Raw genomic sequence first — 20823 nt, 5'->3', positions numbered from 1 at the left:
CGATGGGCTGCAAAGCGGCCCCAGCCTTCAACCCAAAGCATCCTTGAGAAACCCCGGCGCGATGTAGCGCTGATAATGGGCTTCAGACAGCAAGAAGAATTCCCGATCAATGGCATCGCGCAACTCGGGCAATTCCCAGTCACGAAACTCCGGCAACAACACCATGCCGTAAGCCTCAAGCTCACGAATCACCCGCGCGCCACGGGCAATCAGCTGGTAAGCCCAGCAATACTCAGACTGGTGCGGCACGAAGCGGATCTTGCGCTGCTCCAGTTGCAAGCGCAGACGGTTGGCATCAAAGACTTCAAGTTTGGCCACCATGACCTGCACCAGCAATTGCTCGAGGCGCAGCCAGACCGCTCGCTTTTCATCTTCGTTGTAGCCGTTCCAGTTGATCACTTCATGGTGAAAACGCTTGCAGCCACGGCACACCAGATCCCCGTAAACCGTGGAGCAGAGGCCGACACAAGGTGTTTTGATTGACTGATTGGACATGAAAAAATCTACAACTGGACGGTGGAACAGGCTGCCATGTTAGCCCTTTGTCTAACGGGGGTCACCCGCTAAAGTCATCGTCCGCGCCTTACCTTTATCGAGTTTTTACCGTAGAATCACCCGGCCTTTTTAAGGCAGCAATGTCCGTTAGAAGCTGTTTTCAAAGCGTCACGAGCACAGTTGATCCGGTAGAACGGCGTTGGCCCGGGATATACGCCTCATCGCATATCCCGCGCCAGCCCTCATCAGCCTCCGTTCTACAGGCGTAAAACTTTGAAAGCAGCTTCTGTAAGGATTTCCTGCAACCCTGGCTACGCGGCCCAAGAAGCCGTATTGCGCACGGGTGCCGGACTTTCTGGATGAGCGTCCCGGACACCCATTTGGGACCACTGATGAGGGTAATAACTGTGCTTGAAGCCTACCGCAAACACATCGAAGAGCGTGCCGCCCAGGGTATCGTGCCCCAGCCGCTTAACGCCGAACAAACCGCAGGCCTGGTCGAGCTGCTGAAGAATCCCCCTGCTGGCGAAGAAGCAGTCCTCGTCGACCTGATCACCAACCGCGTTCCACCAGGAGTGGACGAAGCCGCTTACGTCAAAGCTGGCTTCCTTTCCGCTGTCGCCAAGGGCGAAGCCACTTCCCCGCTGATCGACAAAAAACGCGCTGTAGAGCTGCTGGGCACCATGCAGGGCGGCTACAACATCGCCACCATGGTCGAGCTGCTGGACGACGCTGAACTGGCTGCCGTTGCCGCCGAGCAACTGAAGCACACCCTGCTGATGTTCGACGCCTTCCACGACGTCGCCGAAAAAGCCAAGGCCGGCAACGCTCACGCCAAGGCCGTGCTGGATTCCTGGGCCGCCGGTGAATGGTTCACCGCCCGCCCGGCGATCGAACAGAAGTACAGCCTGACCGTGTTCAAGGTGCCAGGCGAAACCAACACCGACGACCTGTCCCCTGCCCCGGACGCCTGGTCGCGCCCTGACATCCCGCTGCACGCCCTGGCCATGCTGAAAATGGCCCGTGACGGCATCGTGCCTGAGCAACCAGGCGCCATCGGCCCGCTCAAGCAGATCGAAGAAGTCAAAGCCAAAGGCTTCCCGGTCGCCTACGTCGGCGACGTGGTCGGTACCGGCTCTTCGCGTAAATCCGCCACCAACTCGGTGCTGTGGTTCTTCGGCGACGACATCCCGTACGTGCCGAACAAGCGCGCTGGCGGCTTCTGCTTCGGCACCAAGATCGCCCCGATCTTCTACAACACCATGGAAGACGCCGGCGCTCTGCCAATCGAATTCGACTGCACCAACCTGGGCATGGGCGACGTCATCGACGTTTACCCTTACGCCGGTAAAGTCTGCAAGCACGGCACCGACGACGTCATCACCACCTTCGAACTGAAGACCCCGGTGCTGCTCGACGAAGTCCGCGCTGGCGGCCGTATCCCGCTGATCGTCGGCCGTGGCCTGACCGAGAAGGCACGTGCCGAACTGGGCCTGGGCCCAACCGATCTGTTCAAGCTGCCTGAAGCCCCGGTCGACACCGGCAAAGGCTACAGCCTGGCGCAGAAAATGGTCGGTAAAGCTTGCGGCGTGACTGGCGTTCGTCCAGGCACCTACTGCGAGCCGAAGATGACCACCGTCGGTTCCCAGGACACCACTGGCCCGATGACCCGTGACGAACTGAAAGACCTGGCGTGCCTGGGCTTCTCTGCTGACCTGGTCATGCAGTCGTTCTGCCACACCGCGGCCTATCCGAAGCCGATCGACGTCACCACCCACCACACCCTGCCGGATTTCATCCGCACCCGTGGCGGCGTGTCCCTGCGTCCAGGCGACGGCATCATCCACAGCTGGCTGAACCGCATGCTGCTGCCGGACACCGTCGGTACCGGCGGTGACTCGCACACCCGTTTCCCGATCGGCATCTCGTTCCCGGCCGGTTCCGGCCTGGTCGCCTTCGCCGCTGCCACCGGCGTCATGCCGCTGGACATGCCGGAGTCGGTACTGGTGCGCTTCAAGGGCAAACTGCAACCAGGCATCACCCTGCGCGACCTGGTCCACGCGATCCCTTACTACGCCATCCAGAAAGGCCTGCTGACCGTCGAGAAGAAAGGCAAGATCAACGCCTTCTCCGGCCGTATCCTGGAAATCGAAGGCCTCGACGAACTGACCGTCGAGCAAGCGTTCGAATTGTCCGACGCCTCGGCTGAACGTTCCGCCGCCGGCTGCTCGATCAAGCTGCCTGAGAAGGCCATTGCCGAGTACCTGCAGTCGAACATCACCCTGCTGCGCTGGATGATCAGCGAAGGCTACGGCGATGCCCGTACCCTGGAGCGTCGTGCCCAGGCGATGGAAGCCTGGCTGGCCAACCCGGTATTGCTGGAAGCCGACGCCGACGCCGAATACGCCGAGATCATCGAGATCGACCTGGCCGACGTCAAAGAGCCTGTGCTCTGCGCGCCGAACGACCCGGACGACGCCCGTCTGCTGTCGACCGTTCAGGGCGAGAAGATCGACGAAGTGTTCATCGGTTCGTGCATGACCAACATCGGTCACTTCCGCGCTGCCGGCAAGCTGCTGGAAAAGGTCAAGGGTGGCATCCCTACCCGTCTGTGGCTGGCTCCGCCAACCAAGATGGACGCTCACCAGCTGACTGAAGAAGGCTACTACGGCATCTACGGCAAAGCCGGTGCGCGCATGGAAATGCCAGGCTGCTCGCTGTGCATGGGTAACCAGGCACGCGTGCAGACCGGTTCGACCGTGGTGTCCACCTCGACCCGTAACTTCCCGAACCGCCTGGGCGACGCCACTAACGTCTACCTGGCCTCGGCCGAACTGGCTGCCGTTGCCTCGATCCTGGGCAAGCTGCCAACCGTCGAAGAGTACATGGAGTACGCGAAGAACATCGACAGCATGGCTGCCGACGTTTACCGCTACCTGAGCTTCGACCAGATCGCCGAGTTCCGCGAAGCCGCTGCGAGCGCCAACATCCCGGTTGTTCAAGCGTAAGCTGACCTAGCGTAAAAAAACCCCGCCAATCGGCGGGGTTTTTTATTGATCTATGGGAGCAACCACCTGTGGGAGCGGGCTTGCTCCGCGATTGCAGACTGTCAGCCACATCGCATCGCGGGGCAAGCCCGCTCCCACAGTTCCCTCAAATCACAAACAGATCGACAAACCGATGCACCGCCGTGGCCTCAAGCGCCGCCTGATCCTTGCACAAGGCAAAGATCTCGTTCACCCGCTGTCCGGCAAAGCGCGTCGTCAGGCTGGCCTTGAACTTCTCCTCAAGCAATGGAATCCCTTCGGCCCGACGCCGGCGATGGCCAATCGGGTACTCCACCACCACCTGTTCGGTGCTTGATCCATCATTGAAGAACACCTGCACGGCATTGGCGATCGAACGCTTGTCGGCCTCCAGGTACTCGCGGGTAAAACGCGGGTCTTCGACGACCTCCATCTTCTCGCGCAAGCGGTCAATGAGCGGATGGGCAGCGTGGAATTCATCCTCGTATTGCTCAGCCACCAGGTCGCCGAAGATCAGCGGCACAGCGGTCATGTACTGAATGCAATGGTCACGGTCGGCAGCGTTGGCCAGTTTGCCAACCTTGGAGATGATGCGAATCGCCGACTCATGGGTGGTAATGACGATCCGCTCGACTTCATGCAGGCGATTGCGCACCAGCGGGTGCAGGGTCACCGCCGCTTCACAGGCTGTCTGGGCATGGAACTCGGCAGGGAAGCTGATCTTGAACAGCACGTTTTCCATCACATAGCTGGCGAACGGCTGAGAGAAGCTGAAGGCTCGTTTGTCTTCAGGCTTGAGCGCCAGATCCTTGTTGGTGTGGCTGAACAGCACATCGTAGAAGCCCCACTGCGGCGCCGTCAGAACACCTGGAATACCCATCTCGCCACGCAGGGCGATATCCGCCAGGCGTACACCGCGGCTCGAGGCATCTCCCGCCGCCCAGGATTTGCGTGAACCGGCATTCGGGGCATGACGATAGGCACGCAGTGCCTGTCCATCGACAAAGGCATGGGACAGCGCCGACAGTATTTGCTCGCGATTGGCGCCCATGAGCCTGGCGCAGACCGCCGTGGAGGCGACCTTGACCAACAACACATGATCAAGGCCAACGCGGTTGAAGGAATTCTCCAGGGCAATCACCCCCTGGATCTCGTGAGCCATGACCATCGCTTCCAGCACTGCCCGCATATTCAAGGGGGCTTCGCCATTGGCCACGCGTTTTTGCGAAAGATGGTCGGCCACCGCCAGGATGCCGCCGAGGTTGTCCGAGGGGTGCCCCCACTCGGCGGCCAGCCAGGTGTCGTTGAAATCGAGCCAACGGACGATACAACCGATGTCCCAGGCGGCCTTGACCGGGTCCAGGCGGTAGCTGGTACCCGGCACCCGCGCGCCGTACGGCACCACGGTGCCCTCCACCAGCGGCCCCAGGTGCTTGGTGCATTCCGGGAAGCGCAACGCCAGCAGGCCGCAGCCCAGGGTGTCCATCAAGCAGTTACGCGCCGTATCCAGCGCCGGCGCGGACCCGACCTGGTAATTCAGGACATAGTCAGCGATATCCTGCAGCACCCGGTCGTAGTCGGGGCGGTTGTTCAGATCAACGTTGGCACTCATTTCACATCTCTCTGTTGTAGGTAACAGGGAGCCAAGCGCCTTTACTGGTTAGAAGGCATCACCGGGTACCCGCACCCAGCCCTCCATCAGTATCCGCGCACTGCGGCTCATGATTGCTTTAGTGACAGCCCACTCACCGCTCACCTGCCGAGCCTCGGCGCCAACGCGCAGGGTGCCCGAGGGGTGACCGAAACGTACGGCGCTGCGTTCGCCACCACCGGCCGCGAGGTTGACCAGGGTGCCGGGAACCGCCGCAGCAGTACCGATGGCCACAGCTGCTGTGCCCATCATGGCGTGGTGCAATTTGCCCATCGACAGCGCACGTACCAATAGATCAACGTCTGTCGCCGCTACGGCTTTACCGCTGGACGACTGATAAGCGGTCGGCGGTGCAACAAAGGCGACTTTCGGGGTGTGCTGGCGCTTGGCGGCTTCATCGATGTGCTCGATCAGGCCCATGCGTACGGCGCCATAGGCACGAATCGTTTCGAATCGGGCCAGAGCCTCGGGGTCGCTGTTGATCGCATCTTGCAATTCGGTACCGGTGTAGCCGATGGCTTCGGCCTGGATAAAGATGGTCGGGATTCCGGCATTGATCAGGGTTGCCTTGAGGGTGCCGATACCGGGCACCACCAGGTCATCGACCAGGTTGCCGGTCGGGAACATCGAACCGCCCTCGCCGTCTTCGTCGGCGGCCGGGTCCATGAATTCGAGTTGTACTTCAGCCGCCGGGAAGGTCACGCCATCCAGCTCGAAATCACCGGTTTCCTGCACTTCACCATTGGTGACCGGCACGTGGGCGATGATGGTCTTGCTGATATTGGCCTGCCAGATGCGCACGGTGGCGATACCGTTCTGCGGTATACGGCTGCTGTCGACCAGACCGGCGCTGATGGCAAAAGAGCCAACCGCTGCGGAAAGGTTGCCGCAGTTGCCGCTCCAGTCGACGAAGGCCTTGTCGATCGACACCTGGCCGAACAGGTAGTCGACATCATGATCGGTTTTGATGCTGCGCGAGAGGATCACGGTCTTGCTGGTGCTGGAGGTGGCGCCACCCATACCGTCGATCTGCTTGCCGTAGGGGTCGGGGCTGCCGATTACCCGCAGCAGCAGTGCGTCACGGGCCGGGCCCGGCACCTGCGCGCGCTCAGGCAGGTCCTGGAGGCGGAAGAACACGCCTTTGCTGGTGCCGCCACGGATGTAGGTGGCGGGGATTTTCACTTGAGGTGCGTGTGCCATAGCTGAGTTGTCCTGTAAGTGCTGTGGGAGGCTATCGCGGGTCAAGCCCGCTCCTACCGGTCGGTGGGAGCGGGCTTGACCCGCGATAAGGCCTTACCTCAAACCGCCGCCGATTCGAGGAAGTCCTGGGCAAAGCGCTGCAGCACCCCGCCCGCTTCGTAGATCGAGACTTCTTCAGCGGTATCCAGGCGGCAGGTCACCGGCACCTCTACGCGTTCACCGGTGTGACGGGTGATCACCAGGGTCAGGGTAGCCCGCGGGGTACGCTCACCGACCACGTCGAAGGTCTCGGTGCCGTCGATGTCCAGGGTCTTGCGGTTCACGCCCGGCTTGAACTCCAGCGGCAACACGCCCATGCCCACCAGGTTGGTGCGGTGGATGCGCTCGAAACCTTCGGCGACGATGGCCTCGACACCCGCCAGACGCACGCCCTTGGCCGCCCAGTCACGGGACGAACCCTGACCGTAGTCGGCACCGGCAACGATGATCAGCGGCTGCTTGCGCTCCATGTAGGTTTCGATGGCTTCCCACATGCGGGTGACCTTGCCTTCCGGCTCGATCCGCGCAAGGGAACCCTGCTTGACCTTGCCGCCTTCCTGAACCATCTCGTTGAACAGTTTCGGGTTGGCGAAGGTGGCGCGCTGCGCGGTCAGGTGATCGCCGCGGTGGGTTGCGTAGGAGTTGAAGTCCTCTTCCGGCAGGCCCATTTTCGCCAGGTATTCACCGGCGGCGCTGTCGAGCATGATCGCGTTCGACGGCGACAGGTGGTCGGTGGTGATGTTGTCCGGCAGTACCGCCAGCGGACGCATGCCCTTGAGCGTACGCTCTCCGGCCAGCGCGCCTTCCCAGTACGGTGGACGGCGGATGTAGGTGCTCATCTCACGCCAGTCGTACAACGGATCGACTTTCGGCCCGGTGTCTTCCTGAATGGCGAACATCGGGATGTAGACCTGACGGAACTGCTCCGGCTTGACCGCTGCCTTGACCACGGCGTCGATTTCTTCGTCGCTCGGCCAGATATCCTTGAGGCGGATTTCCTTGCCGTCGACTACCGCCAGTACATCCTTCTCAATGTCGAAGCGGATGGTCCCGGCAATGGCGTAAGCCACCACCAGCGGTGGCGAAGCCAGGAACGCCTGCTTGGCGTAAGGGTGGATACGCCCGTCGAAGTTGCGGTTGCCCGACAGCACGGCGGTGGCATACAGATCGCGATCGATGATTTCCTGCTGGATCACCGGATCCAGCGCACCGGACATGCCGTTGCAGGTGGTGCAGGCAAAGGCCACGATGCCGAAACCAAGCTGTTCCAGCTCTGCATCAAGGCCCGCTTCTTTCAGGTACAGGGCCACGGTCTTGGAGCCTGGCGCCAGGGACGACTTGACCCATGGTTTGCGGATCAGCCCCAGCTTGTTGGCGTTGCGCGCCAGCAGGCCGGCGGCGATCACGTTGCGCGGGTTACTGGTGTTGGTGCAGCTGGTGATGGCGGCGATGATCACCGCGCCGTCAGGCATCTGCCCCGGCACTTCTTCCCACTGACCGGCGATACCTTTGCTGGCCAGGTCGCTGGTCGCCACGCGGGCGTGCGGGTTGGACGGGCCGGCCATGTTACGCACGACGCTGGACAGGTCGAAGCGCAGCACACGCTCATACTCGGCGTTGGCCAGGCTATCGGACCACAGGCCGGCAACCTTGGCGTAGGTTTCCACCAGCTTGACCTGCTCGTCTTCACGACCGGTCAGCTTGAGGTAGTCGATGGTCTGCTGGTCGATAGAGAACATCGCTGCAGTGGCGCCGTATTCCGGGGCCATGTTGGAGATGGTCGCACGGTCGCCCAGGGTCAGGGCGCGGGCGCCTTCGCCGTAGAATTCGAGGTAGGCACCGACCACTTTTTCCTTGCGCAGGAACTCGGTCAGGGCCAGCACCACGTCGGTGGCGGTAATGCCCGGTTGCGGCTTGCCGGACAGCTCGACGCCGACGATTTCCGGCAGGCGCATCCACGAGGCGCGGCCAAGCATGACGTTCTCGGCTTCGAGGCCGCCGACGCCGATGGCGATCACACCCAGGGCATCGACATGCGGGGTGTGGCTGTCGGTGCCGACACAGGTATCAGGATAAGCCACGCCACGCTCGGCATGGATCACCGGTGACATCTTCTCCAGGTTGATCTGGTGCATGATGCCGTTGCCCGGCTGGATCACGTCGACGTTCTTGAACGCCTTCTTGGTCCAGTTGATGAAGTGGAAACGGTCTTCGTTGCGGCGGTCTTCGATGGCGCGGTTCTTCTCGAACGCCTGCGGGTCGAAACCACCGCATTCCACGGCCAGGGAATGGTCGACGATCAGTTGCACCGGCACCACCGGGTTGACCTGGGCCGGGTCACCGCCGCCTTCAGCGATGGCATCACGCAGACCGGCAAGGTCGACCAGCGCGGTCTGGCCAAGGATATCGTGGCACACCACACGGGCCGGGAACCACGGGAAGTCGAGGTCGCGCTTGCGCTCGATCAGCTGACTCAGCGAGGCATTGAGGGTCGCTGGATCGCAGCGGCGTACAAGGTTTTCTGCCAGCACGCGCGAGGTGTAGGGAAGACGGTCATAAGCGCCGGGCGCGATCGCGTCGACAGCGGCACGAGCGTCGAAATAATCCAGGCCAGTGCCCGGCAGGTTCTTGCGAAATTCAGTATTCATGGCACAGGGACTCAATCACGGTAGGGTCGGTGTCTGGCAATCCTGGCTTGCCTGCCCTTGGTTCGGGGGCAAGCCAGGGAGTTACAGCCAGGCTCAGCGTTGTTCGATTGGCACGAACTTGCGCTGCTCGACGCCGGTGTATTCGGCGCTCGGACGGATGATGCGGTTGTTGGCACGCTGTTCGAACACGTGGGCGGCCCAGCCGGTCAGGCGCGAGCAGACGAAGATCGGGGTGAACAGCTTGGTCGGGATGCCCATGAAGTGATACGCCGAGGCATGGTAGAAGTCGGCGTTGGGGAACAGTTTCTTCTGCTCCCACATGGTCTTGTCGATGGCTTCGGACACTGGGTACAGCACAGTGTCACCGACTTCGTCAGCGAGCTGCTTCGACCAGCCCTTGATCACTTCGTTACGCGGGTCGGACTCTTTGTAGATGGCGTGACCGAAGCCCATGATCTTGTCTTTGCGCTCGAGCATCTGCAGCAGCTCGGCAACCGCTTCCTGCGGGCTCTGGAAGCGCTCGATCAGCTCCATCGCTGCTTCGTTAGCGCCGCCATGCAGCGGGCCGCGCAGCGAACCGATGGCTGCGGTGATGCACGAGTACAGGTCCGACAGGGTCGAGGCACAAACGCGGGCGGTGAAGGTCGAGGCGTTGAATTCGTGCTCGGCGTAGAGGATCAGCGAGACGTTCATCACTTTAACGTGCAGCTCGCTCGGCTTCTTGTCGTGCAGCAGGTGCAGGAAGTGGCCGCCGATGGTGTCTTCGTCGCTGGTGCAGTTGATGCGCACGCCATGGTGGGTGAAGCGGTACCAGTAGCACATCACCGCCGGGAACAGGGCCAGCAGGCGATCGGTCTTGTCGCGTTGCTGTTCGAAGGTCAGCTCGGGCTCCAGGGTGCCAAGCACCGAGCAACCGGTACGCATCACATCCATCGGATGAGCATCTGCGGGGATGCGCTCGAGCACTTCTTTCAGCGCTTGTGGCAGGTCGCGCAGGGTCTTGAGCCTGCCCTTGTACTCGGCCAGCTGGGCAGCATTGGGCAGCTCGCCGTAAAGCAGCAGGTAGGCGACTTCTTCGAATTCGGCGCCAGCGGCCAGGTCACGGACGTCATAACCACGGTAAGTCAGGCCGGCACCGGCCTGCCCGACTGTCGACAGTGCAGTTTGCCCGGCCACTTGACCACGCAGGCCGGCTCCACTGAGTACTTTTGCTTCGGCCATCGCTTTTCTCCACTCTTGAATTTGTTATGGAATCTTTGGCTAATCGCGGGGCAAGCCCGCTTCTACAGGGTTCAGCAGGTGTTCAACCCTTTTTCTGGGCGAACAGGGCGTCGAGGCTTTGCTCGAACGCGTGGTAGTTGATGGCGTCGTACAGTTCCATCCGAGTCTGCATGGTGTCGATGACGTTTTTCTGCGTGCCATCGCGACGCAGCGCGGTGTAGACATTCTCGGCCGCCTTGTTCATCGCGCGGAACGCCGACAGCGGGTAAAGCACCAGCGATACGTCGACCGAAGCCAGTTCTTCGGTGGTGTACAGCGGGGTCGCACCGAATTCGGTGATGTTGGCCAGGATCGGCGCCTTGATCCGGTCGGCGAAGGTCTTGTACATCGCAAGCTCGGTAATGGCTTCCGGGAACACCATGTCGGCACCCGCTTCGATACACGCAGCGGCACGGTCCAGCGCAGACTCCAGGCCTTCGACGGCCAGGGCGTCAGTGCGCGCCATGATCACGAAGCTGTCGTCGGTACGGGCATCCACCGCCGCCTTGATGCGGTCGACCATTTCCTGCTGGGAAACGATTTCCTTGTTTGGACGATGGCCGCAGCGCTTGGCACCTACCTGGTCCTCGATGTGGATCGCCGCCGCGCCGAACTTGATCATCGACTTGACGGTGCGGGCGACGTTGAACGCCGAGGAACCGAAACCGGTGTCGACATCCACCAGCAGCGGCAGGTCGCAGACGTCGGTGATACGACGGACGTCGGTCAGTACGTCATCCAGCCCGGTGATGCCCAGGTCCGGCAGGCCCAGGGAGCCAGCGGCGACACCGCCACCCGAGAGGTAGATGGCCTTGAAACCGGCACGCTTGGCCAGCAGTGCATGGTTGGCGTTGATCGCACCGACAACCTGCAGGGGGTGTTCGGCGGCAACTGCATCGCGAAAGCGCTGGCCGGGACTGCTTTTCTGACTCATGACTCACCTCGTGGGCTGGTAGCGTCCAGATAATGACGCTCGATATTGCGTTTGGAAGCGCCGATGTGACGGCGCATCAAGAGCTCGGCCAGTTCACCGTCACGGTCGGCGATGGCATCGAGAATCCGGTGGTGTTCGGCGAACGCCTGGTGTGGCCGGTTGGGCGTGGCGGAAAACTGGATGCGGTACATGCGCACCAGTTGATACAGCTCGCCGCAGAGCATCTGCACCAGGGTGCGGTTGCCGCTGCCCTGGATAATCCGGTAGTGGAAGTCGTAATCGCCTTCCTGCTGGTAGTAACCCAGGCCGGCCTGAAAGGTAGCGTCACGTTCGTGGGTATCGAGGACCCGGCGCAACTCATCGATCTCGGCTACGCTCATACGCTCGGCAGCCAGACGACAGGCCATGCCTTCCAGGGACTCGCGGATCTCGTACAGCTCGATCAGCTCGGCATGGCTCAGCGATACCACCCGCGCGCCGACATGCGGCACGCGCACCAGCAGGCGCTGGCCTTCCAGGCGATGGATCGCCTCGCGCAGCGGCCCGCGGCTGATGCCGTAGGTGCGCGCCAGTTCAGGCTCGGAGATCTTGCTGCCAGGGGCGATCTCGCCCTTGACGATGGCCGCCTGGATGCGCCGAAAGACGTTTTCCGAGAGGGTTTCGGTATCCTCTGCGGTTGCGCCGGGGGCTTGGGCTGTGTCCAGCATATTGTCGACACCTCATAAATCAATGAGGCCAAAACTAGCCAAATCGAGCGGCATAGTCAAAGACAAAATCAATATTGTCGACAATCGTCTAAGAACGAACTTCACCTGCCGAGGTGTTGTCTGAGTGCAGCCGCTGGCGCCAGCACACCAGCGTGATAGAATGCCGCGCCCCCACACAGGGCATGAATAGTGGGCTTGTCATCATTTTGTGGTGATGGCAGATAAACGAGGAAGCTTGCGCAGTACTGCCAGTGGCCTTGACCCGAACACCGCACAGCACCGCGCCAGGATTTATGAGACTTACGCCCCTTCTACTGTTGCTCAGCCTGTTTTTGTTGCCTGCCGTTGGCCAGGCTGCGGAAAAGACCGTGTACGGCCTTAATGAATACGCCCGCCTCGCCGATATCGACCTGGAGGTTGCCGCCAAGCTCGATACCGGGGCCAAGACTGCCTCGCTCAGCGCCCGCGACATCAAGCGCTTCAAGCGCAATGGCGAATCCTGGGTACGCTTCTACCTGGCGATTGACGCCGCCCACGCGCATCCGATAGAACGGCCGCTGGCCCGTGTCAGCAAGATCAAGCGGCGCGCCGGCGATTACAACCCGGATGAGGGCAAGGCCTACACCGCCCGCCCGGTGATTGAACTGAACATCTGCATGGGCACGGCCCAACGCGTGATCGAAGTAAACCTGACCGACCGCAGCGCGTTCCAGTACCCACTGCTGATCGGCTCCGAGGCGCTCAAGCACTTTGATGCGCTGGTCGACCCAAGCCTTAAATACGCGGCCGGCAAACCTGCCTGCGCCCCTGTCGCTCACACCGCAGAGTAATCCCGATGCGCTCTCTTACCCTCCATCTGAAAGTCCTGATCACCGTACTGGTGCTACTGGGCATCATCGTCACGGCCTATCAGATCTTCTTTCTCGGGATCCCGGTGACCGAAGACGAGACCGACGACCTGTGGAACATCGACGCCAAGGTCGAGTTCGTCGCCAACCCCAAGGACCCGATCAAGGTACAGATGTTCGTACCGCCGCTGAACCGCGACTACGTCAGCCTCAATGAGAGCTTCATCTCCAACAACTACGGAGTCAGCGTCAACCGCGTCGACGGCAACCGCAAGGTCACCTGGTCGGCCCGTCGCGCCAGCGGCAACCAGACCCTGTACTACCGCCTGGTCCTGACCAAGCGCTACAGCACCGAAAAAGCCAAGATCAAGGGCCCGACCTTCCGCGACAGCCTGGCCGTAGAAGGCCCGGAGAAGATCGCCGCCGAAGCCCTGATGGCACCGATCCGCCAGCACTCGGCGGACGTCGAGACCTTTGTCGGCGAAACCATCAAGCGGGTCAACAACCTCAATGACGACAACGTCAAGCTGCTGCTGGCCGGTGACACCTCGTCGCTGAACAAGGCCAAGGTCATCGACCTGCTGCTGTCCATCGCCCACGTGCCGGTGGAAAAGGTCCACACCATCCGCCTGGTCGCCGACCAGCCGCAAACCCCTGAGCTGTGGCTGCGCAGCTTCAACGGCACCGACTGGCTGTACTTCAACCCGGATACCGGCGAACAGGGCCTGCCGACCGACCGCCTGCTGTGGTGGACCGGTGATGACAACCTGATCACCGTCGATGGCGGCAAGAAAGCCAACGTCAGCTTCAGCCTGAACAACAGCGAGATGAACGCCATCCGCCTGGCCAAGCTGACCGACGAGAACACCGACGCCGACTTCCTCGAATACTCGCTGTACGGCCTGCCGCTGCAGACCCAGCAGACCTTCATGATCATGGTGATGATCCCGATTGGCGTGCTGGTGATCCTGGTGCTGCGCAACCTGATCGGTCTGCAGACCCTGGGTACCTTCACCCCGGTTCTGATCGCCCTGGCCTTCCGTGAAACACAGTTGGGCTTCGGTATCATCCTGTTCACGGTGATTACCGCGCTGGGCCTGTCACTACGTTCCTATCTTGAACACCTGAAGCTGCAGATGCTGCCGCGCCTGTCGGTGGTACTGACCTTCGTCGTGGTGTTGATCGCCGCGATCAGCCTGTTCAGCCACAAGCTGGGCCTGGAACGCGGCCTGTCGGTGGCACTGTTCCCGATGGTGATCCTGACCATGACCATCGAACGCCTGTCGATCACCTGGGAAGAGCGTGGCGGCGGCCATGCGATGAAAGTCGCCATCGGCACCCTGTTCGCCGCCTCCCTGGCACACCTGCTGATGAGCGTGCCGGAGCTGGTGTACTTCGTCTTCACCTTCCCGGCGGTACTGCTGATCCTGGTGGGCTTCATGCTGGCGATGGGTCGCTACCGCGGCTACCGCCTGACGGAGCTGGTACGTTTCAAAGCTTTCGTGAAGGCTGACGCCTAATGTTCGGTCTCTGGAAAACCTGGAAAGCCCTGGAGGCCCGGGGCATCATGGGTATCAACCGGCGCAATGCGGACTACGTCCTCAAGTACAACAAGCGCCACCTGTACCCGATCGTCGATGACAAGATCATCACCAAGGAGCGTGCGATCAAGGCCGGCATTCATGTGCCGGAAATGTACGGGATCATCTCCACCGAGAAAGAGATCGACAAACTCGGCGAGATCATCGGCCAGCGCAACGACTTCGTCGTCAAGCCTGCCCAGGGTGCTGGCGGTGACGGCATCCTGGTGGTCGCTGATCGCTTCGAAGACCGTTATCGCACGGTCTCGGGCAAGATCATCAGCCACGAGGAAATCGAGCACCAGATCTCCAGTATTCTCACTGGCCTGTACTCCTTGGGCGGTCACCGTGACCGCGCCCTGATCGAGTACCGGGTGACCCCCGACCAGATCTTCAAGAGCATCAGCTATGAAGGCGTACCGGACATCCGCATCATCGTGCTGATGGGCTACCCGGTGATGGCCATGCTGCGCCTGCCGACCCGTCAGTCGGGCGGCAAGGCCAACCTGCACCAGGGCGCCATCGGTGTCGGTGTAGACCTGGCGACCGGCGTGACCCTGCGCGGCACCTGGCTGAACAACATCATCAGCAAGCACCCGGACACCACTAACGCGGTGGACGGCGTGCAACTGCCGAACTGGGACGGCTTCATGAAGCTGGCCGCCGGCTGCTACGAGCTGTGTGGGCTGGGCTACATCGGTGTCGACATGGTTCTGGACCAGGACAAGGGCCCGCTGATCCTCGAGCTCAACGCCCGTCCCGGTCTGAACATCCAGATCGCCAACGACTGCGGCCTGACCAAGCGTACCCACGCGGTGGAAGCGCATCTGGAGCAACTGGCCAAAGACGGCCGCCAGGAAACCGCCGAAGAGCGCGTACGCTTCGCCCAGGAGCTGTTCGGCCACGTACCGTCCAACTGAGTGCAATCCACCTTGCCTGCGTCAGCCAACCCTGGCCGACGCAGGCAAGGCACTCAAGGTCGTAGTCTGCGCTAGGCGCATTTCCTACACAGGACTACAATCGCCTCCCCCGCATTCATAGCTGTTACTTGCATGCCGACCTGTACGCTCCACCCCCTGCCCTACCTCGCCGACCCTGCGGCCTACTTCGCGCGCATCCGCCAGGCCCCCGGTGCCGTGCTGCTCGACAGCGCCCGCCCAAACGCCGAGCGCGGCCGTTTCGACCTGCTCAGCGCCTGGCCAGTGCAAACCCTGGCACCGCAAGCCGCCGAAAGCGGTGAAGCCTACCTGCAGCGCCTGCGCGCCAGCCTTGCACAACTGGGACGGGCAACCCTGCCAGACGGCGTCGAACTGCCCTTTGCCGGCGGCCTGATCGGCTACCTGAGCTACGACTTCGGACGGCGCCTGGAGCAACTACCGAGCCTGGCTGCCGACGACCTCGGCCTGGCCGACGCCAGCCTCGGCCTGTATGCCTGGGCACTGATCAGCGACCATCAGCTCGGGCGCAGCCAGTTGCTGTTTCACCCGAGCCTGGCCGAAAGCGAGCGCCAGCGTCTGATTGCGCTGTTCGATGCCCCTGTGCCGGACAGCGAGACGCACTTCTCATTGCTGGCACCGATGCGCAGCGATATCAGCGCCGAGGACTATCACCAGGCCTTTGAGCGGGTGCAGGCGTACATCCATGCCGGTGACTGCTACCAGATCAACCTCACCCAGCGTTTTCGCGCGCCATGCCAGGGCGATCCCTGGCGTGCCTACCTGGCCGTGCGCCAGGCCTGCCCGACGCCTTTTTCCGGCTTCCAGACCCTGGCCGATGGCAGCACGCTGCTGAGCTTCTCGCCGGAGCGTTTCATCCAGGTCAGTGAAGGCCGGGTCGAGACCCGCCCGATCAAGGGCACCCGGCCACGTAGCGCAGATCCGGCAGAGGACGCACGCAACGGCGCCGAACTGCTGGCCAGTAGCAAGGACCGGGCGGAAAACCTGATGATCGTCGACCTGCTGCGCAACGACCTGGGGCGCACGTGCGAGATCGGCTCGGTGAAAGTGCCGGAGCTGTTCAGCCTGGAGAGCTACCCCAATGTGCACCACCTGGTCAGCAGCGTCACCGGCCAGCTGGCCGCCGACAAGGACGCCCTGGACCTGATCGCCGGCAGTTTTCCCGGCGGTTCGATCACCGGCGCGCCGAAAATTCGCGCCATGCAGATCATCGACGAGCTGGAGCCCAGCCGTCGGGCGCTGTATTGCGGGTCATTGCTGTACGTCGACGTGCGCGGCGAAATGGACAGCTCGATCGCCATTCGCAGCTTGCTGATCAAGGATGGCCAGGTGTGCTGCTGGGGTGGTGGTGCGGTGGTGGCCGATTCGGACTGGCAGGCGGAGTATGAAGAGTCGATCACCAAGGTGAAGGTGCTGCTCGATACCTTGCAGGGCCTCTGAAAAGCATCGCGGGGCAAGCCCGCTCCCACCGGTCACTCACAACTCCGGTGGGAGCGGGCTTGCCCCGCGATGAGACCCTTACAGGCTCAGCGAACGATTTGAAGCCTTGATGAACTCCTTCTTCAACGCCTCGAAACCATGCACCGCCGGAAACTGCGGGAACTCGCGGATCACATTCTCCGGCGCATGGAACAGAATCCCTGCGTCAGCCTCACCCAGCATGGTGGTGTCGTTGTACGAGTCACCGGCAGCAATCACCCGGTAGTACAGGCTCTTGAACGCCAGCACCGACTGGCGCTTGGGATCTTTCTGGCGCAACTGGTAGCCGGTCACCCGGTCCGTCTCGTCAGTGATCAGGCGATGGCAGAGCAAGGTCGGGAAGCCCAGCTGGCGCATCAGCGGCTGGGAGAATTCGTAGAAGGTGTCGGAGAGAATCACCACCTGGAAACGCTCGCGCAACCAGTCAACGAATTCGATGGCGCCGTCCAGCGGCTTGAGGGTGGAGATTACCGCCTGGATATCGGAAAGCTTCAGCCCATGCTCATCGAGAATGCGCAGGCGCTGCTTCATCAGCACATCGTAATCGGGAATATCACGGGTGGTGGCCCGCAACGATTCGATTCCGGTTTTTTCCGCAAAGGCGATCCAGATTTCCGGGACCAGCACGCCTTCCAGGTCGAGACAGGCAATTTCCACAGCACACTCCTCGAACAACGCCAAAAATGGGAAGCCGCACTCTACATGCGCGGCGTCGGCCACGGCAATTTTTGTTAAGATCGTGGTATTACGAGCGCCAAGCGCCATTCAATGACCGGAAGCCGCCTGATGAGCCAACCCTTCGACGTCGCCGCCCTGGCCGCGACTTATGCCGACAAGTCCCCGCAAGACATCCTCAAGCTTGCCTTTGAACACTTTGGCGACGACCTGTGGATCTCCTTCAGCGGCGCCGAAGACGTGGTGCTGGTGGACATGGCCTGGAAGCTGAACAAGAACGTCAAGGTGTTCAGCCTCGACACCGGCCGCCTGCACCCGGAGACCTACCGCTTCATCGATCAGGTGCGCGAGTTCTACAACCTGCCGATCGAGATCCTCTCCTCTGATCGCAGCAAACTTGACCCCTTTGTCAAAGAGAAAGGTCTGTTCAGCTTCTACAAAGATGGCCACAGCGAATGCTGCGGCATCCGCAAGATCGAACCGCTGCGCCGCAAGCTCAGCACCGTCAGCGCCTGGGCCACCGGCCAGCGCCGCGACCAGAGCCCCGGCACCCGCAGCCAGGTAGCCGCACTGGAAATCGACAGCGCGTTCTCGACCCCCGAGCGCACCCTGTACAAGTTCAACCCGTTGGCGCAGATGAGCAGCGAGGAGGTCTGGGGCTATATCCGCATGCTTGAACTGCCATACAACAGCCTGCACGAGCGCGGCTTCATCAGCATCGGTTGCGAACCTTGCACCCGCCCGGTACTGCCGAACCAGCACGAACGCGAAGGCCGCTGGTGGTGGGAAGAGTCGACCCAGAAGGAATGCGGCCTGCATGCCGGCAACCTGATCAGCAAAGGCTGACGCTCCTCCAGACTCGCAAAACCGGCTTCGGCCGGTTTTTTCATGCCCGAAAGAAAGCACTTGCTTAGCGCCCATAGTGTATTGCTACACTAATACACATGGACGCCATGACACTACACATCGAGCCCAGCTCCCCCGACCCGATCTATCGCCAGATCGTCGGCCAGGTCACTCGCCTGATCAGCGCTGGAACCTGCCCACCCGGCACTCGCCTGCCCTCGGTGCGCGAAGTGGCCGCCGCCCATGCCATCAACCCGATGACCGTTTCCAAAGCCTATGCCTTGCTCGAAGCCCAGGGATTGCTGGAGCGCCAGCGTGGCAAGGGCATGCAGGTTGCGGCCGACCATCAGGCCGTCACCCCGACAGAAACACGCCTGCAGGTGTTGCAGCCGACCTTGCAGGAACTGGCCCGCCAGGCCCGACAGCTGGACCTTAGCCTCGATCAATTGATCGAGGCCCTTACCCCTCTCATGAACGAAGCAGCGCTTTCGAAGGATCGCAATGAGTAACCTGCCCCCCGTGATCGAAGCCCACGGTCTGACCAAACGCTACAAGGATCATATGGCACTGGACGATGTTTCTCTGAACATCGAACCGGGAACAGTACTGGGTTTGCTGGGACGCAATGGTGCAGGCAAAAGCACCCTGATCGAGTGCCTGCTGGGGCTGCGCCAGGCTGACAGTGGCGAGGTCCGGTTGTTTGGCAAGTCTGCCAAGCAGATCGATGATCAGGACAAGGCCGCCTTGAGCTATGTACCACAACAAGGCGACAGCCTGAACTGGATGAAAGTCGGCGAGGCCCTGAAGTTCTTTGCCAGCCTGTACCCGACCTGGGACAGCGACCTGGCCGAAACGCTGCTGCAGCGCTGGAATCTGGACAGCCAGCGCCTGATTCACAGCCTGTCTCCAGGGCAACGTCAGCAAGTGTCGATCATTCGCGCCCTGGCCCCGCGCCCGCGCCTGCTGGTGCTGGACGAACCGGCCGCAGCCCTTGATCCACTGGCTCGTCGCGAATTGCTGCGAGAAATCGTCGAGCTGGCGGGCGAGCACGGCAGCACCGTGGTGTTCTCGACCCATATACTCTCCGACCTGGAGCGTATAGCGTCTCATGTTGCCCTGATTCATCAGGGTCAGCTGCGACTGTATGCCGAAGTTGACCAGATCAAAGATGAATTGCGCCTTAGCCTGGAAGACCTGTTCATGGAGCTGGCAGCATGAAGGCCTCGGCACTCAAGCCGCTGTTCTTCGGGTCGTGGCTGCTCGCTGTGGGCGCTCTGTGCTACGTGCTGACGCTGGCTATCGGTGTCAGCCTCTGGCAGCTCGCACCTGAAGACCAGGCATCACTGGCCTGGCCTTTCACCTGGGCCGTTGCCGCCGCCCTGTGGTGGCTGTTCCATGGCCCAAGGCTGTGCAACCTGACTTCGAACATGATTGCTTTACGCGCACCCAAGGTTCGTCGCACTTTGCTGGGCGCAGTCAGCATGCACATGGCACTGAGTATCGCCCCACCATTGATGTGCCTGGCGCTTTGGCCAACGGCCAGCCATCACCTCCCGCAGTTGGCGGCGGCATTATGGCTGGGTTCATGTTTCGGCTTGCTGACCATCAGCATGCCGTGGGCCTTGAACTTCATCCCGGTAACCCTGCTCAGCCTGTACTGGCCTGTGCTCGCCAACCCCGTCCAAAGTGCTCTGCTAGGCGTACTGGCGCTGCTGTTGACCTGGGCACTGTGGCAGTACCATTCGCAGCGTCCACGGACAAAGCTCATGACGCCACTGGGAGTAGCACTGAACGGACTCACCTTTGGCTCGCCGGGCACAGGCAAGGCGTGCACGGCTGCAGCACCAGGCGTTGTCAGCAGCAGCGCTCCATCTCAGAACCGACAGTGCCAGGATCGCATGGCCGCCCTGCTTGGCCGCAGTTGCCAGACCATCGAGCAGATATACGGTAAACGCGGCCGGTATCTGACATACCTGGCACTGGCAAGCGTCATGACGTTCGTCTACTGGATAGAGCCGGACTACAACAGTGGCTTCCTTGCCATGTGGGTGGCGGCCCTGTTGGTCTGGACGCCCATGCAACCCATAGGCACGCTGATCGATCTTCACGGACGCAACCGCGCGACCCTGGCCGAACTGCTCCTCGCGCCTGGCCTGCCGCCACGCGAGCAATTGCAAGCGACCCTGCTGCGCCAACTACGTAGCAGCCTGCTCGAGCGCCAAGTGCTGATGACCTTGCTGCTGATTGCCATGGGGATACACAACGACAGCCCGGGATTGCACCGGCCACTGGCTGCGGTTGCCTTCAGCGCGTTCATGCTCGCATTGAGCCTTGGCCTGGCCAGGCTCGCCTGGCGGGGTGCGCTGAGCAAATTCCAGTGGGGCATGGGCACCGCGCTGCTGATGGCGTCGATATACATTGGCACTCTCATGCTCATCATTTTCTGAGCCGAACCGAGGACAAGAAAAAACCGGCACGA

17 protein-coding genes are annotated in these 20823 nt (G+C 61.6%); 9 read left to right on the top strand and 8 right to left on the bottom strand.

Annotation, left to right across the window (positions count from 1 at the left end; translation table 11 throughout):
- Positions 1-27 precede the first annotated feature (27 nt).
- Positions 28-495: a DUF1289 domain-containing protein gene (locus tag ACVI9W_RS21085; protein WP_038609241.1), complete on the bottom strand. Its 468-nt coding sequence runs from the start codon at positions 493-495 to the stop codon at positions 28-30.
- Positions 496-902: 407 nt separating this feature from the next.
- On the opposite strand from ACVI9W_RS21085, the gene acnB reads away from it, so the two are divergent.
- Positions 903-3503: a bifunctional aconitate hydratase 2/2-methylisocitrate dehydratase gene (acnB, locus tag ACVI9W_RS21080; RefSeq protein WP_461531855.1), complete on the top strand. Its 2601-nt coding sequence runs from the start codon at positions 903-905 to the stop codon at positions 3501-3503.
- 145 nt (positions 3504-3648) lie between these two features.
- Here acnB and prpD read toward each other — a convergent pair whose 3' ends face one another.
- The 6 genes from prpD to ACVI9W_RS21050 all read right to left on the bottom strand — a co-directional run bounded on the left by prpD (position 3649) and on the right by ACVI9W_RS21050 (position 11960).
- Positions 3649-5133: a 2-methylcitrate dehydratase gene (gene prpD, locus ACVI9W_RS21075; RefSeq protein ID WP_461531057.1), complete on the bottom strand. Its 1485-nt coding sequence runs from the start codon at positions 5131-5133 to the stop codon at positions 3649-3651.
- Positions 5134-5181: 48 nt separating this feature from the next.
- Positions 5182-6372: a 2-methylaconitate cis-trans isomerase PrpF gene (gene prpF, locus ACVI9W_RS21070; protein ID WP_461531056.1), complete on the bottom strand. Its 1191-nt coding sequence runs from the start codon at positions 6370-6372 to the stop codon at positions 5182-5184.
- 98 nt (positions 6373-6470) lie between these two features.
- Positions 6471-9059, bottom strand: coding sequence for a Fe/S-dependent 2-methylisocitrate dehydratase AcnD (gene acnD / locus ACVI9W_RS21065; protein ID WP_461531055.1), 2589 nt, complete (start codon positions 9057-9059; stop codon positions 6471-6473).
- Positions 9060-9152: 93 nt separating this feature from the next.
- Positions 9153-10280 (bottom strand): bifunctional 2-methylcitrate synthase/citrate synthase, encoded by a 1128-nt coding sequence (gene prpC, locus ACVI9W_RS21060; RefSeq protein WP_461531054.1) that lies wholly within the window; start codon positions 10278-10280, stop codon positions 9153-9155.
- Positions 10281-10362: 82 nt separating this feature from the next.
- Positions 10363-11253, bottom strand: a complete 891-nt coding sequence (gene prpB / locus ACVI9W_RS21055) for a methylisocitrate lyase (protein ID WP_422422921.1) — start codon at positions 11251-11253, stop codon at positions 10363-10365.
- A complete protein-coding gene (locus ACVI9W_RS21050; RefSeq protein WP_038609226.1) occupies positions 11250-11960 on the bottom strand; it encodes a GntR family transcriptional regulator in 711 nt (236 codons plus the stop codon). Before ACVI9W_RS21050 ends, prpB begins: the two co-directional genes overlap by 4 nt.
- A 293-nt stretch (positions 11961-12253) precedes the next feature.
- Between ACVI9W_RS21050 and rloA the strand changes: the two genes are divergently transcribed.
- The 4 genes from rloA to pabB all read left to right on the top strand — a co-directional run bounded on the left by rloA (position 12254) and on the right by pabB (position 16784).
- Positions 12254-12790: a retropepsin-like aspartic peptidase RloA gene (rloA, locus tag ACVI9W_RS21045; RefSeq protein ID WP_157191901.1), complete on the top strand. Its 537-nt coding sequence runs from the start codon at positions 12254-12256 to the stop codon at positions 12788-12790.
- 5 nt (positions 12791-12795) lie between these two features.
- Entirely contained in the window at positions 12796-14328 is a 1533-nt protein-coding gene (rloB, locus tag ACVI9W_RS21040) for an osmotic stress tolerance membrane protein RloB (RefSeq protein WP_461531053.1), read from the top strand.
- On the top strand, positions 14328-15308 hold the full coding sequence (locus ACVI9W_RS21035; RefSeq protein ID WP_342624892.1) for an alpha-L-glutamate ligase-like protein: 981 nt from the start codon (positions 14328-14330) through the stop codon (positions 15306-15308). Before rloB ends, ACVI9W_RS21035 begins: the two co-directional genes overlap by 1 nt.
- 132 nt (positions 15309-15440) lie before the next feature.
- Positions 15441-16784, top strand: a complete 1344-nt coding sequence (gene pabB, locus ACVI9W_RS21030) for an aminodeoxychorismate synthase component I (RefSeq protein WP_461531052.1) — start codon at positions 15441-15443, stop codon at positions 16782-16784.
- A gap of 78 nt (positions 16785-16862) precedes the next feature.
- Here pabB and thrH read toward each other — a convergent pair whose 3' ends face one another.
- Complete coding sequence (thrH, locus tag ACVI9W_RS21025; RefSeq protein WP_461531051.1) at positions 16863-17480, bottom strand: bifunctional phosphoserine phosphatase/homoserine phosphotransferase ThrH; 618 nt, start codon at positions 17478-17480, stop codon at positions 16863-16865.
- Between the two features lie 129 nt (positions 17481-17609).
- On the opposite strand from thrH, the gene ACVI9W_RS21020 reads away from it, so the two are divergent.
- From ACVI9W_RS21020 to ACVI9W_RS21005, 4 genes are all read left to right on the top strand, one after another.
- On the top strand, positions 17610-18344 hold the full coding sequence (locus ACVI9W_RS21020) for a phosphoadenylyl-sulfate reductase (protein ID WP_461531050.1): 735 nt from the start codon (positions 17610-17612) through the stop codon (positions 18342-18344).
- A gap of 107 nt (positions 18345-18451) precedes the next feature.
- Positions 18452-18853, top strand: coding sequence for a GntR family transcriptional regulator (locus ACVI9W_RS21015; protein ID WP_461531049.1), 402 nt, complete (start codon positions 18452-18454; stop codon positions 18851-18853).
- Positions 18846-19562: an ABC transporter ATP-binding protein gene (locus tag ACVI9W_RS21010; protein WP_461531048.1), complete on the top strand. Its 717-nt coding sequence runs from the start codon at positions 18846-18848 to the stop codon at positions 19560-19562. Before ACVI9W_RS21015 ends, ACVI9W_RS21010 begins: the two co-directional genes overlap by 8 nt.
- Complete coding sequence (locus tag ACVI9W_RS21005) at positions 19559-20791, top strand: hypothetical protein (protein ID WP_461531047.1); 1233 nt, start codon at positions 19559-19561, stop codon at positions 20789-20791. Before ACVI9W_RS21010 ends, ACVI9W_RS21005 begins: the two co-directional genes overlap by 4 nt.
- Positions 20792-20823 lie beyond the last annotated feature (32 nt).

The organism is Pseudomonas sp. 210_17 TE3656, assembly GCF_054821965.1.
Note: the sequence above shows the minus strand (reverse complement) of the source record. Positions and strands in the feature narration are given on the sequence as shown.

Coding starts and splice junctions, on each gene's coding strand:
- ACVI9W_RS21085 (WP_038609241.1), bottom strand. CDS start 495: ATGTCCAATCAGTCAATCAAAACACCTTGTGTCGGCCTCTGCTCCACG.
- prpF (WP_461531056.1), bottom strand. CDS start 6,372: ATGGCACACGCACCTCAAGTGAAAATCCCCGCCACCTACATCCGTGGC.
- ACVI9W_RS21050 (WP_038609226.1), bottom strand. CDS start 11,960: ATGCTGGACACAGCCCAAGCCCCCGGCGCAACCGCAGAGGATACCGAA.
- ACVI9W_RS21015 (WP_461531049.1), top strand. CDS start 18,452: ATGACACTACACATCGAGCCCAGCTCCCCCGACCCGATCTATCGCCAG.
- ACVI9W_RS21010 (WP_461531048.1), top strand. CDS start 18,846: ATGAGTAACCTGCCCCCCGTGATCGAAGCCCACGGTCTGACCAAACGC.
- prpC (WP_461531054.1), bottom strand. CDS start 10,280: ATGGCCGAAGCAAAAGTACTCAGTGGAGCCGGCCTGCGTGGTCAAGTG.
- ACVI9W_RS21035 (WP_342624892.1), top strand. CDS start 14,328: ATGTTCGGTCTCTGGAAAACCTGGAAAGCCCTGGAGGCCCGGGGCATC.
- rloB (WP_461531053.1), top strand. CDS start 12,796: ATGCGCTCTCTTACCCTCCATCTGAAAGTCCTGATCACCGTACTGGTG.
- prpD (WP_461531057.1), bottom strand. CDS start 5,133: ATGAGTGCCAACGTTGATCTGAACAACCGCCCCGACTACGACCGGGTG.
- rloA (WP_157191901.1), top strand. CDS start 12,254: ATGAGACTTACGCCCCTTCTACTGTTGCTCAGCCTGTTTTTGTTGCCT.
- ACVI9W_RS21005 (WP_461531047.1), top strand. CDS start 19,559: ATGAAGGCCTCGGCACTCAAGCCGCTGTTCTTCGGGTCGTGGCTGCTC.
- ACVI9W_RS21020 (WP_461531050.1), top strand. CDS start 17,610: ATGAGCCAACCCTTCGACGTCGCCGCCCTGGCCGCGACTTATGCCGAC.
- prpB (WP_422422921.1), bottom strand. CDS start 11,253: ATGAGTCAGAAAAGCAGTCCCGGCCAGCGCTTTCGCGATGCAGTTGCC.
- acnD (WP_461531055.1), bottom strand. CDS start 9,059: ATGAATACTGAATTTCGCAAGAACCTGCCGGGCACTGGCCTGGATTAT.
- pabB (WP_461531052.1), top strand. CDS start 15,441: ATGCCGACCTGTACGCTCCACCCCCTGCCCTACCTCGCCGACCCTGCG.